This window comes from Pseudomonas sp. AP42 (assembly GCF_001728935.1).
GTDB classification, from domain to species: Bacteria; Pseudomonadota; Gammaproteobacteria; order Pseudomonadales; family Pseudomonadaceae; genus Aquipseudomonas; species Aquipseudomonas lactis.
Genome location: NZ_LYSO01000019.1, coordinates 74557 through 86253, shown reverse-complemented (window position 1 = coordinate 86253; position 11697 = coordinate 74557). Strand labels below are relative to the sequence as shown.

The 11697-nt window shown below is 55.7% G+C and carries 13 protein-coding genes; 5 read left to right on the top strand and 8 right to left on the bottom strand.

What is annotated here, in order from left to right:
• The 5 genes from A7K61_RS10255 to A7K61_RS10235 all read left to right on the top strand — a co-directional run.
• A partial coding sequence (locus A7K61_RS10255) for a DUF4113 domain-containing protein (protein ID WP_069557504.1) occupies nucleotides 1-959 on the top strand: 959 nt, incomplete at its 5' end.
• Between the two features lie 28 nt (nucleotides 960-987).
• On the top strand, nucleotides 988-1623 hold the full coding sequence (locus A7K61_RS10250) for an SOS response-associated peptidase (protein WP_019819627.1): 636 nt from the start codon (nucleotides 988-990) through the stop codon (nucleotides 1621-1623).
• A gap of 259 nt (nucleotides 1624-1882) precedes the next feature.
• Nucleotides 1883-2572, top strand: coding sequence for an NYN domain-containing protein (locus A7K61_RS10245; protein ID WP_019819629.1), 690 nt, complete (start codon nucleotides 1883-1885; stop codon nucleotides 2570-2572).
• 187 nt (nucleotides 2573-2759) lie between these two features.
• Complete coding sequence (locus A7K61_RS31160) at nucleotides 2760-3143, top strand: C2H2-type zinc finger protein (protein WP_074059261.1); 384 nt, start codon at nucleotides 2760-2762, stop codon at nucleotides 3141-3143.
• A gap of 36 nt (nucleotides 3144-3179) precedes the next feature.
• Nucleotides 3180-3908, top strand: a complete 729-nt coding sequence (locus A7K61_RS10235) for an A24 family peptidase (RefSeq protein WP_032873819.1) — start codon at nucleotides 3180-3182, stop codon at nucleotides 3906-3908.
• 93 nt (nucleotides 3909-4001) lie between these two features.
• Here A7K61_RS10235 and A7K61_RS10230 read toward each other — a convergent pair whose 3' ends face one another.
• Genes A7K61_RS10230 through A7K61_RS10195 form a run of 8 tightly spaced genes read right to left on the bottom strand, consistent with a single transcriptional unit; the run spans nucleotide 4002 to nucleotide 11696 of the window.
• Entirely contained in the window at nucleotides 4002-4628 is a 627-nt protein-coding gene (locus tag A7K61_RS10230) for a DsbA family protein (RefSeq protein WP_019819634.1), read from the bottom strand.
• Nucleotides 4625-4924 carry a hypothetical protein gene (locus A7K61_RS10225; RefSeq protein WP_019819636.1) on the bottom strand — a complete coding sequence of 100 codons (300 nt, stop codon included), beginning with the start codon at nucleotides 4922-4924 and terminating at the stop codon, nucleotides 4625-4627. Before A7K61_RS10225 ends, A7K61_RS10230 begins: the two co-directional genes overlap by 4 nt.
• Nucleotides 4921-7884 carry a conjugative transfer ATPase gene (locus tag A7K61_RS10220; protein ID WP_032873822.1) on the bottom strand — a complete coding sequence of 988 codons (2964 nt, stop codon included), beginning with the start codon at nucleotides 7882-7884 and terminating at the stop codon, nucleotides 4921-4923. Before A7K61_RS10220 ends, A7K61_RS10225 begins: the two co-directional genes overlap by 4 nt.
• Complete coding sequence (locus A7K61_RS10215; protein ID WP_019819640.1) at nucleotides 7884-8315, bottom strand: TIGR03751 family conjugal transfer lipoprotein; 432 nt, start codon at nucleotides 8313-8315, stop codon at nucleotides 7884-7886. The genes A7K61_RS10220 and A7K61_RS10215 overlap by 1 nt, the downstream gene beginning before the upstream one ends.
• Nucleotides 8293-9783 carry a TIGR03752 family integrating conjugative element protein gene (locus tag A7K61_RS10210; RefSeq protein WP_019819642.1) on the bottom strand — a complete coding sequence of 497 codons (1491 nt, stop codon included), beginning with the start codon at nucleotides 9781-9783 and terminating at the stop codon, nucleotides 8293-8295. Before A7K61_RS10210 ends, A7K61_RS10215 begins: the two co-directional genes overlap by 23 nt.
• Nucleotides 9773-10666 carry a TIGR03749 family integrating conjugative element protein gene (locus A7K61_RS10205; protein WP_019819644.1) on the bottom strand — a complete coding sequence of 298 codons (894 nt, stop codon included), beginning with the start codon at nucleotides 10664-10666 and terminating at the stop codon, nucleotides 9773-9775. Before A7K61_RS10205 ends, A7K61_RS10210 begins: the two co-directional genes overlap by 11 nt.
• Nucleotides 10666-11319, bottom strand: a complete 654-nt coding sequence (locus A7K61_RS10200) for a PFL_4703 family integrating conjugative element protein (RefSeq protein WP_019819645.1) — start codon at nucleotides 11317-11319, stop codon at nucleotides 10666-10668. Before A7K61_RS10200 ends, A7K61_RS10205 begins: the two co-directional genes overlap by 1 nt.
• Nucleotides 11316-11696 carry a TIGR03750 family conjugal transfer protein gene (locus A7K61_RS10195; RefSeq protein WP_019819648.1) on the bottom strand — a complete coding sequence of 127 codons (381 nt, stop codon included), beginning with the start codon at nucleotides 11694-11696 and terminating at the stop codon, nucleotides 11316-11318. The genes A7K61_RS10200 and A7K61_RS10195 overlap by 4 nt, the downstream gene beginning before the upstream one ends.
• Between the last annotated feature and the right edge of the window lies 1 nt (nucleotide 11697).

Below are 11697 nucleotides of genomic sequence, written 5' to 3'. Positions count from 1 at the left end.
TATTCTGTGACCTCTCCGGCATGCCCGGCGACCTGACCGAATTCGGGCGAACGATCCGTGCCAAGGTCCTAAAACACACCGGAATTCCAGTTGGTGTGGGCATTGCCCACACCAAAACCCTGGCCAAGCTGGCCAACCACACCGCAAAGCGTCTGCAGGCGCAGACAGGCGGCGTCGTGGATCTGTGCGACCCCTTTAAACGCGATTGGGTGTTGCGTAATACGGCCGTTGAAGAGGTGTGGGGCATTGGTCGACGTATGACGGCGCACATGCATGCCCTGGGTATTCACACTGCCATGGACCTGGCCAAGGCCGACCCCGGGTTGCTCGGCCGTAAATTCAGTGTGGTGCTGGAGAAGACGGTGCGTGAACTCGCCGGCACGTCGTGCCTGGCCCTGGAAGATGCGGCACCTGCCAAGCAGGAGATCTGCTGCAGCCGAATGTTTGGCGTGCGCCTCGAAACACTTGAGCCAATCAAAGAGGCGGTTGCCACCTACGCGCAGCGCGCCTCAGAAAAGCTGAGAGCCCAGCATTCGCTGTGCAAGAAGATCCGCGTGAGCATTCGCACCGGCATGTTTAACCCGGACGAGGCACGTTACGCTAACGGCGTGCTAGTCGAGCTTCCCTATCCCACCAATGACGTACGCTTGATCACCAAGGAAGCCACGCGGGCAGTGGAACGCCTGTTCCGACGTGGGTTCCGATACAGCAAGGCCGAGGTGTTGCTGATGGATCTGCGTCAACCAGGTGAGTTTACCGATGACCTGTTTGCGCACACACAACCGGCCACGGCCGACAAGGTGATGAGTGTCCTGGACGAAATCAATAATCGCTGGGGTCGAGGCACGCTGCGTACCGCCGCTGTGCCGGCGGCGCCGGCCTGGGCGATGCGCCGTGAGCTGAAAAGTCCGAGCTACACCACCAGGCTTGACCAGTTGTGGACGGTAAATGCCAATTGATGCATCTGGATCCGGAGGGAGTTTGTGTATGTGCAGTCATTACGAAGCGCCGTCGCCGCAGCGGGTGGCCGAAACATTTGGCGTTGAGCCGTTCGAGCAGGGTAAGTTGCAACTATACCCAGGCTATACCGGGCCTTTCATTCGCCGTGCGGAGCACGTCGACGAGGAATCGCCTGCGTTGCTGGAAGCGCTGACAGGCGCGTTCGGGCTGATTCCAACCTGGAGCAAGGACACCAAAATCGTACGCAGCACCTACAACTGCCGATCGGAGACGGCCAGTCAAAAGCCGTCGTACCGCACAGCTTGGCGAAAGGCCCAACACTGCATTATCCCTGCCGCGGCCATTTATGAACCTGACTGGCGAACGGGTAAACCGATTGCAACGCGGATTGTGCGGGCAGACGGTGAGTTAATGGGCATAGCGGGCCTGTGGGAGCAATGGCGCGATCCCGGTACCGGGGAGGAACTGCACAGCTTCACCATGCTGACCATCAATGCGGATGGTCACCCGTTCATGCGCAACTACCACAAGCCCGAGGACGAAAAGCGCATGCTGGTGATTTTGCCTCGGGGGCTGTATGGCGATTGGTTGAATGCCGGCGCCGACGACAGCATGGAGTTTATGCGTCAGTATCCGGCAGACCGGATGGCAGTTGCTGTATGATTAACCTACCAGGCCAGTGCGCCTAAGAAGCTGACTGGCTAGCTTTAGGGCTGGTTTTGAGATGGGTTTGTGGGCTGATCGGGTGTGATTCTGCGTGAACCACGATGATCAAAAATGATTGATGGGGCTTGTATTTGCTTGTAGTAACTTGCACAATGAATTCACTACTCAGCCCCGTACGCAGTGATTCAGTTCGCTGGCAGTTGGGGTGAAGAAACCGGCCCTGAGCCGGTTTTTTCGTTTCTAGGGATGGAGAATCTTGCGTACAGCTTGCTTTGTAGACGGCTACAACCTGTTTTACGGCCTGTTGGCGGGCACCCAGTATAAGTGGCTTGATCTTCCGGGACTGCTGGCTCACATAATACGTGTCGAGCACCCAGAAAATACCCTCGATGCCGTCAGCTTTTTCACTTCCGGCGTCAAACCCTCCTTGGCCACCCGTGGCATTGCTTCTAAAGAAGCTCAAGATACGTACCTTCGTGCATTGATTGCACTCGATGTAAGCGTGTTTTATGGGCGTCACCAGCTTGAATCGGGTAAAGCTCCGCGCTTTATCGATAAGTACACTCCAGCGTCCAGGACTGATCAGGTCGAGATCTGGAAGCTTGAAGAAAAAGAGACAGACGTACATATCGCTATCAGCATGTACCGCCTAGCAGCTCGGCAGGCGACTCTGCCACCTGAACAACGTATAGAGCAGCTCGTCTTGGTGTCGGCTGATACCGACATGACCCCGGCGCTGCGGGCGCTCCGTGAAGATTTCCCAGAGCTAAACCTCGGAGTGATACTTCCTCACAGGGAAGGCATTCAGCGAGCGGTTCCAGGATCGTTGAAGCAGTATGCGACCTGGATGCGGCATGTGGTGAAGAACGTTGAACTGGCCCAGCATCAATTACCGTCTCGCATACCCACACGAAAAAAACCAATCGATAAACCAGACTACTGGTAATTTATGCGTGTCCTGTAGACCTCGCCGCCAAGCCTGCCGGCCATAGTTACCTTGACGCAGGCTTGAGGGCAGCAATGGTTGCCATAAGCGAGGGGATCGAGGAAATATGCTGCATACGACCTGCCTAAAAGTTCCTTATGCAGTTCCAGGCTCCGCTCTTAGCTCTTAACAATCGAGGGAATGACTTATGAGTGTGTCCACATGCCGCATCTGCGGGCTTCTTTATGTGCCTTCACTGGAAGAGGATCGTAAAACACACGCTGCTAGACATAAACAATTGGCTCGCGGCTCGCAACCCCAAAATGTCCGCGATTTTTCCAAAGCGTTCGGATGGGCTGTCGCCTTTAACGATGGTGGTCTTGAACGCTTGAAGGACGATTATGATCCCGAGCTTGGCAAGCTTGTGGTTGTTTTTTCGTGGTGGAGCCGTGCTCTTGCGAACGGAGTTCCAGAGAAAGATTTTGACCGCTATATGGATGCTCATTTGACCTTTGCTGATTCGCTTGTAAGCGGTATCGGTGAGGACGAAGCAAGAGCAGGAATAAAAAAGTGGGGGCAATACGCAGGTTAATTATGCTCTCCAACAGCAAACTCATAGGAAAGTCAGGTGCAGGACTCACTACCGATAGCTCTTTTCACGGTTGGTCTTTTGGCCGGATTACCCGTCAACGCTTTGGTTGTCAGTATTCCTGCTTTCTTGGAAAGACAATGGAGTTTGGACGCCGCCCAGATGCTGGGGCAAGAATCGCCTACTGAGCAACGTCCGCGTTCGTCCGTGTCATTACTGCCTGATCAAATAAACGCTCGATTCAGTATGACGCTACTGGTCATGGGAGGCCTTTCAAGCTGGGCAGCGCTGCACTACGGTGTTGGGGCAAGCGGCCTGGCCGCCTTGGTGTTGGTCGGTGGCTTGCTGACCCTGAGCTTGATTGACCTCGATCACCAACTGCTGCCCGACGTGCTGGTGTTGCCGCTGCTGTGGCTGGGCTTGATCGTCAACAGCTTCGAGCTGTTTACAACCCTGTCCCATGCCCTGTGGGGAGCTGTGGGTGGCTACCTGGTGCTTTGGGCCATTCGTTTCCTTTCCAGGTTGATCACCGGCGATTACGGTATCGGCCAGGGCGATCTGAAGCTGTTGGCCATGCTCGGCGCCTGGGGTGGCTGGCAGATCTTGCCAGTGACGTTGGTGCTATCGTCACTGGTATTTGCTGTGGTAGGAAGCACGCTCCTTGCGTTGGGCAAAATAGAGCGGACAGCGCATGTTCCTTTTGGTCCGTACCTGGCTGCTGCAGGTTGGCTCGCTCTACTCTACACACCGGCGTGGTCGGTCGTTTAAATCGCCTATGCTAGAAACAACCAACATTTCACCTTTCGCACATGAGTGGCGGTTGCTGGCCGCGTGTGCACATAGTGAAAATATGGTGCAGAGCTAGTTATCTTTCTGAATCAACAAGTCAATTGCCGACAGCAACATCACATCATTGGCAGGACCTTCCAGCTTTAGAGACCTGCCGGTTTTGTTGTCTCTAATCAGCACGGTGGGTGTCGCTGTGACCCCAGACTTAAGGGCTTCTTCTGCCTGCCTACTGATGCGTAGAGAGATCTGTTTATTGTTTGCAGCACAGGCCATCAGTGCCTGGTGACCAACGTCGTTGATGTCCAACTGACCATCAAAGCCTAGGCCGTTGCTACGAGTTCGTTCAAAGACCTGGTCGACGGCTTGCCAGAATGCCGGCGCTCCGCCCAACTCTCCTGCGCACTCAACGATTCTGGCTTCGTGAATCGCGGCCGAACCGTGGAAATCCAGTGGCAGGTGATGCCACTGAAGGTTTACGTTCTTCTGCTGCTGGACCCAGGCTTTGAGAGCCGGTGTGTAGATCTTGCAATACGGGCATTCCAGATCCGCAAACTCTGTCACAGTCCAGCGAGCATTAACCTGCCCAAACGTCCAAGGGCCTGGATGTTGTCGTGTTTGCACCTCGCTTTTGAGGACGGCGTAGCCGACAGTAATCAAAAAAAATACTAGAAAACCCACTACCCCCATATACCGAATCATGTGTGGAGCTCGGCCGTAGGCTTCGATGACAAGAGTGCTTGAATACGCAGTGCTTCAAGGAGGGCGTGTTCAGCACTCTCGGGCTGAGGGTGCTGTCGAAGCCAGTTGGTTAACACCGTTTGAAGCTGGGACTCGATGTCACGACGGTCCACGGCACGTATCAAAACCTGTTGCAGTTCCTCTATCAGGACGGGGGCGCAAACCTCCAAAGTCTGCAAAGCATCCTCACCAGGCTGTTCAAGCAACTGGGTCAGACTTTCAATCAGGTTCTGGGTCAAGGAATTCAGTGTTCTCATACGTGGCGCTCCAAGGCCGTGACTTGCTCGGGAAAAGTGATGATGTGAGGTTCGATACCGCGATAGCGGTCTAGCGTTGCGGCAACTTCAATGGCCGCGTCGAGCTCGTTGCAGCCTTTGGCCTGCATGATGTCGTAGCGTTGTTTCTTCTCTTCCGGTTCCGTCATGGCCAGGGCCAGGTACAAGCTAGGCGGTACCACTCGGAACAACATTTCCATGCTTTTGGATAGCACTACGCCCTCGGTAAACTTCCCGCTTTCCTTGCGTGCGGACAGCATCATCGATTTCTGAGCTGGGGTCAGTTCACGAAAGCGTGCGATCTTCTCCACCTCATCAGGCGGCATATTCAAGCAGATCCACCACTCAATCATGTTGAGTAAGGCCGATGCCTCTGGTGGCACGTCGTCAACGTTTTGAGTGGCCATCCAGAACCAGGCTCCCAGCTTTCGCCACATTTTGGTGATCTTGACGGAGTAGGGGGACAGCAGTGGAACCTTCAACTGGATGTGGCCTTCGTCGGTGAAAAAGATCAGGGGGCGGCCTTTGAATTGATCCCGCTCTGCGATGTTGTTGACTGTGTTGAGTAGCGAAATGTAGGCGATGGCCATCTGTGCGCTGTAGCCTTCTCGGGCATACGTAGCCAAGTCGACAATGGTGATATCCGCTTCTGGCCATGGCGTGCCTGGGCGGTTGAACATGTCGCCCTCAGTGCCCATGCAGAACATGGACAAGGCTTCTGCCATCTCCAGAAAGCGTGAGCTTCGAGCAGCCGGGATACCCGGTTCATGCCCCATCTCTCGCAGTGCATCACGGATGTCTTCAGGGAGTACGATGCGTTGTTCCGCTACACATTTTTGTGCCGCATTGAGAATGCATTGGCGGATGGCGCTGCGATCAGCCCGGGTAAGGCGCGCATCTTCTTTATCCTCCCCGCCAGTGATCATCAGCCTGGCTGTAATTTCCATCTCTCCCAGGATGTCGCGCTGTTCGTCTTCGGTTTGGCTTGCCAGGTGTTCGTCCGAGGCCTCGAGGTCATCAGCCTTGAGAGTTTTGACGTTTGCGGTGGGCTCAATGAGTTTTTCAGCATCGGCGAAGGGCGCTAAGCTAACCCCTGATCCTGGCGCAAGCCGGACACGGTTAACCGTCAAACCGAGCTTCTTGGCAAAGTCACCCAGCAGACCAAAACTGTTGCCGGCTTCAACGATGAAAAGTCGCGGCCGATAGATGGCAACGATCTGACTGAGGATATTCGTTGCGCTGGCTGACTTTCCTGAACCTGTAGGTCCGAAGATGAAAAGGTGCGCGTTCATCTGGCGGTCCAGCTTGTTCAGCGGATCGAAGGTGATCGGCGCTCCCCCACGATTAAACAGCGTGATGCCTGGGTGACCGGTTCCGGTCGACCGTCCCCAGACGGGAGCAAGGTTTGCAATGTGTTGAGCGAACATGAGTTGCGCATACCACTCCAGTGCTTTGCGCTCATTGGGATCAAAATTGCCGGGCAACCATCTGAGGTACGAGTTTAAGGGGGCAACCTCATCCCGAGGTTCCACGGGTTCCATACCCGCTCCTAGCAAGGCACTGCTCAGTTGCAAACTGCGCTCCTGCAACTCCAAATCGTCTTTGCCGCGTAGGTAAAAAGCTACGCTGCCCCGGTACAGCTTGTGCTTGCGGCCGAGCAACTGGCGGGCGACAGCAACGTCTTCGCGGGTCAGGATCGATGCTTGGGTATCACCAACGGCCTTGCGTGAAAGCTGCTCCAGGTGGCCTTCAAGTATGTCCTGCGGAGTGATCACGAGCGTGATACAGAGAATGGTGTCCTCTGGCATTTTGTCGAACAGCGCATTGAGCGCATCACCGCCCTTGCGTGTTTCACCGGTCAGGTGTCCCGTCTTAGGCGCTTCCCGCAGACGATCGAGCATCACTACGCGGTGGGGCAGGCCGTCGAAGTACCACAAGCCTTTCTCTGTATCCGACAGCGGTTCGCGGTAACACAGGTTTTGCGAAAAGTCGGTCCCGCTGGCCAGCGGCAACTCGCCTTCCTCAGTTGCCGGCACCTGCTTGCAAACCACCTCATAAAATCGACGGATATCAGCGTCTGCAGGGCCGAGATGGTCAGGCCGTGGATTGAACCAGTGAATCAGCCAGTGTCGGATAGCATGGCCATCCATACGATGGGTTTTAATGCCGGCGTTAGCCAACCCGCCTACCAAGCGATCACAGATGATTTTTAAATAGGGGGCAGGTGCTTGGCCGCGCACGTCAGCTTGAGCCCCCTGAGTACGTCGGTAGACGACAATGCGGACACGGCGTTGCTGGCCCCTCCAAGGCAGTTGGCTGACCTTGGTGTCTTCAAACAACCCGCCTGGCTTGGAAATAGCCTCCAGGTGCTGCTTGATCAACTTCAGGTAAAGCTCGGTGAAGTCACTGCCCTGTGCCCGGGGTTGGATATAGTCGTGCAACTGCTGCAGGTAGTTGTCCCAACTGGTTTCGTCCTGAGCGTACAACTGCACGACCCACGGGGAGGTTTCCAGCTCATCGAAAGAGTCTTGCAGGGCGTTTTCCAAGGCATCCCGGGCTTTGCGCAACCAGTCGGGATCTCGACCTTCGGTGCCGATCGGTGTCAGCTCGAAGAACGCAGCACGAGACACGCCGTCTTCCAGCAGCATGGCTCTTTCCGCCGGCAGATAGTCCACCCACGGCAGAAGATCCACGAAAGAGGGGTTCACGTCATACATGCGGTCTACGTCAGCGGTAGTCGCTGGTTTTTTCTTTGGGTTGCGCCAATCACTCGGCGAGGGAATGCCCATGGCAGCGAGGCGTGCGAAGTAGCGTTCGGTCGCTGCCTCCAAAGATTCAGTGGCTGATGCCTGCACGTCGACATGCTCGGTAGCATTAACTGCGAGCTCCGGCTCGACTCGGTCTGAGCCACGTCGTGTTTTAAACCGCTCAAAAAACCTCATTAATAGGACTCCGTGCGTTCGCCAGGCATGGCGTATTGCACGCGCTGGTACAACGGGAACACTGTGGTGTAGCCCGGGATAGGGGCTGGATCAGAGCCCGCCAGATGGGGAAAGACATACATGACCAGGTCCGGATTGGGCAGACGCTTAAACTGGCTGTAGATCTCGTTTTGGGCTGTGCGGGTGAATTTGGCGTTGTCTGTTTCACCCGTCTCCAGAGGTCGCCGAAGGTTTTGGCGCGCATCGAGCAACTGGCGGCTACTCGTGCTATTTCCTGAACCACTGGCACCTTGATCCCAAACGTCCATCATCGTGCTGTCGCCATGGGGGAGCAGCTCGTCCTTGCTGGTGGAGCAGCCAGTCCCGAGCATTGCGATCACCAGGTAGGTTCCGATTTTTAAAGAATGATTAGTCAAGCGCAGTCGAAGCATGACGGGCTCCTGAGCGATAGTTGACCTTGCGGCCTTGGAGTTCGTAGTCGATGGTCAGCTGCTGGTCTAGGTGAACAGCAACTTTCGCCCCGGGCTGCACGTACACTGCCGCGAAGGCTTGCCCGTAGAGCTTGTTCACCCAACTGGACACATCATTGACGCCTTGGCCGATGATCTTGCCCATGGCGTCACTGCCTGAGCCGCCAACTGAACCTATGGTCCCGGACTGCGGATTTATAAATGAACTGCTGTTTCCATCCGATTTGATTAGGGAGGCAGCGCCGGCGCCGGCCGCGGTAATCAGTACCTGGGAACCGATGTATTGCGAGGCGTTGCTTTTACGATCGCCACTGATGCACGGAATACCGTAGGCATCGCTGATCCAGCCCAGGCCTCCCTGTATGGTGTTCTGGTTGCCATTGTTCTGGTTATTGCTGTTCTGACTGCCATTCGTTTCTTCTTGTGGCTGTGGCAGCGTCCGTACCGTGCCGTCATTGAAGACAAAAGTCAGGCTTTTGATCTGCCCGCGTACGCAAGACAAAGTCCAGTCGCCGGACGCTGTTCCGCTGGCCACGGCGCCGGCAACATCGGGCAAATCGATACCGTTGGCGGTGAGGTTGTCCGGGCCTATCAGTACTTTGAAGGGGTAGGGGTCGTTGACCGTGCCGTCGATGGGCACCCGGCCGATCAATGCGGACATCGCGACAGAACCCATCAATGTGGAGTTCTGTGGCAGCGTATAGACCTTGCGCACCTGTTTGCGGGCCTCCTGTGGCGAGATCTCACTCGCAACGTTCTGAGCGCTCGTACGAAGAGCATTTTGCCCACGGTCTACGGACTCGCCGAATGAGGTTGGGAAGTTAAATCCCGAGGCGGTTTGATTGGAACCGGCCGCAATGGGCTTCCCGTTGATATCGACAGGAGTAGCGTCCTGCGGCTCGATCCATACGACATCCGGTCCAGGCGCGCCTTTGAAGTCCTGCCCATCACCAGGCTGAACGCCGAATCCGATCGGCAAATCCGATCCAGACTGATTGCTGCTAGCTGATTTGCTGCTCAGTGTGTTGTATTGCTGCTGCAGCGTATCCAGGATGGTCTGGCTCTGTTGTTGTGACTCCTGTTTCATTGTTTGCTGGGCGTTTTGCAGCTTGCTGTCAACGTTGTCGTTGATCGACTGCAGGCGTCTTTGTAACTCCTGGTTTTGTTGCTTCAGCTCATCATTGTTCTTCAACGCATTGGAGACCTGGTCTTTGAGCTGTCTGCTTTCCACGACGATGGTGCGCAGCGTGTCGCCGGGGGTATCGCCGTCAACGCCAAGCTTTTTTGCTTCACCCGTACTGAGCACGAGCGTTTCTGGAGCCTGAGTCTGTTTCTCAGAACTGTCCTTACTGAACAGTTTGACCACCATGAATAACGCCAGGATCGCGAAAGGGATGACCAGGAATTTGACCAGAGGATTACTCTTCATGGTGACCTCCTTTCGGATCGATCTGGCTGACGGCCGCCGGCAGTAACGATTCGGCCAAACCATGGCCGCGTGTCACCAGATAGACCGTTGTGGTGTCACTTGCTTCACCCTTGGTACCGAGGTAAGGGTGCTGAAACGTCGCCGTGATGAAGTCTCCCATCAGCTCCCGAGGATCCAGTGCAAGGTGCTGAGTGCTGGTGTTGCGCAGTTTCACTGCCGTCACCCAGTAGTCGTCTAACCGCCATGCACCTAAAGCAGAGGCCTCGACCGGCAACGTCGGCAGCAACGTGGTGAGGTTCAGGCCCCGCTTAAGATTGACCTGGGCGATACCGTCTACAGGCTCCACGGTGCGCAGAGGGGCATAGAGCATCTGTGCGGCATAGCGTGTAATGACCACAGGCAGAGGCGACTCGCGGCGCGGAGTCGGCGGATCCTCGTCTTGAACGTTGGGCTCCGACGTGGGGACCGGAGCGCGACTGCTCGTCGGCTTAGAACTTGCCTGCCCGTAACGAGGCGAGGAACCTTCACCTGCAACAATTTTTGCAGGCTCGGGCGCGGGCTGATTTGGTTTACCTTCTGTAGCAATGATGTCCACCAACATGATTTCGCCACTGCTCATATTTTGGAGCTGCAGGCGAGTTGGAGGTATGGGTTCTTTGGCCAGGAGGTACAGTGCGCCACCGGTGCTTTGTACGCGCAGCTTATCAACCAAATTCCGGGGCAGACCCACTCGAACATTTTGGTCGACAAAAACAATGCGTTCCTGGCCGACGATCAAAGGCAGTGCAAGTGGAATTCGGTCCCAGCGTAAAATCTCAACTGCGTTGGCCATGCTGAAGAAGTTGAGCATGAGCATTCCGATAATCAGCAGCCGACGCATCATCATTTGCCTCCCGATCGGGCAGGTTCTGCGGAGACTTCGATGCGCTGAGGATTGCTGCTGTAGCAGTCCCAGGCGAGTCCAAAAGGATTCTTCTCGGGGTCAATGTCGGATCGGATGATGTGCAGCGGGTAACGCGCTAGTGCCCGTTTCACGCGTTCGCCGCCGTAGTGCTCGTCAGCGGTGATATCCAAGTTGACCGTCCAGTCGTTGATGCTGTGCTGCTCAATATGCTGTTCTGTTTTATCGTCAATTCCTCGGCCTGGAATCTCGAATACACCGCGCTCGCGTTTGCGCAACTCCCCACTGTTGCGGCGCAGCTCGAAGTCTTTTTGCAGATACGCTTTGCAACTGGGCGTCAGGTAGCCACCCAAACGGGCGATGTTGTCTTCGTAGTCGGTTTCACCGTCGACGGGCCAACGATTCATCTGCTGGAATATATACAACCCAAAGGCATACACAGACTCTGGGGGGACATCCCACCACTGTCGGGTGCTGCCTGACCGGAGGTCAGGCGGTACATGGATAGTCAAATCACGCGGTGCGCTCTGCCAGCCATAGGCCATGTACAGCCCCAGGGCGATCAGCAGGCCAATGACCAGGCGCAGGCTGTTGATATGGGACAGTTGGGCGTCCACTTTTTTTCGATAAGTCATTGAGCCCCCGTTCTACGGCAGGTCCACGCACCCGTGCGTGTGATCAGGTGGGCCTTGTTCCAGGTAGGAAGATATCGTGCAACGCTCAGTTGCATCTGGCGGTAGAGCCAGGTGTCCGGTCGGCCGCGTTTCCAACGCCGTAAAAAACGGCTGGAGAGGGTCAGCCCAAGGATCGCAAAGAGCATGGCTGTGGCGATAATCAGCGCCCAGATATGGGTCAAAATTGCTGCCAGAATCCCAATTACCAATCCTGAGCCGGCACTGATCGCTAGGGTTGCCCACATTTCATCGGCAGTGAGGCCGCCCATGATGACCGGCTGATTGTTCAGCCGCACCGGTAGGAAAATTAGCGTCCCATCGTCAGAGAGTTCTGTCATG

Bases quoted from the DNA above. Each gene is read 5' to 3' on its own strand.
- A7K61_RS10250 (WP_019819627.1), top strand. From the start codon at position 988: ATGTGCAGTCATTACGAAGCGCCGTCGCCGCAGCGGGTGGCCGAAACA.
- A7K61_RS31160 (WP_074059261.1), top strand. From the start codon at position 2,760: ATGAGTGTGTCCACATGCCGCATCTGCGGGCTTCTTTATGTGCCTTCA.
- A7K61_RS10230 (WP_019819634.1), bottom strand. From the start codon at position 4,628: ATGATTCGGTATATGGGGGTAGTGGGTTTTCTAGTATTTTTTTTGATT.
- A7K61_RS10225 (WP_019819636.1), bottom strand. From the start codon at position 4,924: ATGAGAACACTGAATTCCTTGACCCAGAACCTGATTGAAAGTCTGACC.
- A7K61_RS10220 (WP_032873822.1), bottom strand. From the start codon at position 7,884: ATGAGGTTTTTTGAGCGGTTTAAAACACGACGTGGCTCAGACCGAGTC.
- A7K61_RS10215 (WP_019819640.1), bottom strand. From the start codon at position 8,315: ATGCTTCGACTGCGCTTGACTAATCATTCTTTAAAAATCGGAACCTAC.
- A7K61_RS10210 (WP_019819642.1), bottom strand. From the start codon at position 9,783: ATGAAGAGTAATCCTCTGGTCAAATTCCTGGTCATCCCTTTCGCGATC.
- A7K61_RS10205 (WP_019819644.1), bottom strand. From the start codon at position 10,666: ATGATGCGTCGGCTGCTGATTATCGGAATGCTCATGCTCAACTTCTTC.
- A7K61_RS10200 (WP_019819645.1), bottom strand. From the start codon at position 11,319: ATGACTTATCGAAAAAAAGTGGACGCCCAACTGTCCCATATCAACAGC.
- A7K61_RS10195 (WP_019819648.1), bottom strand. From the start codon at position 11,696: ATGACAGAACTCTCTGACGATGGGACGCTAATTTTCCTACCGGTGCGG.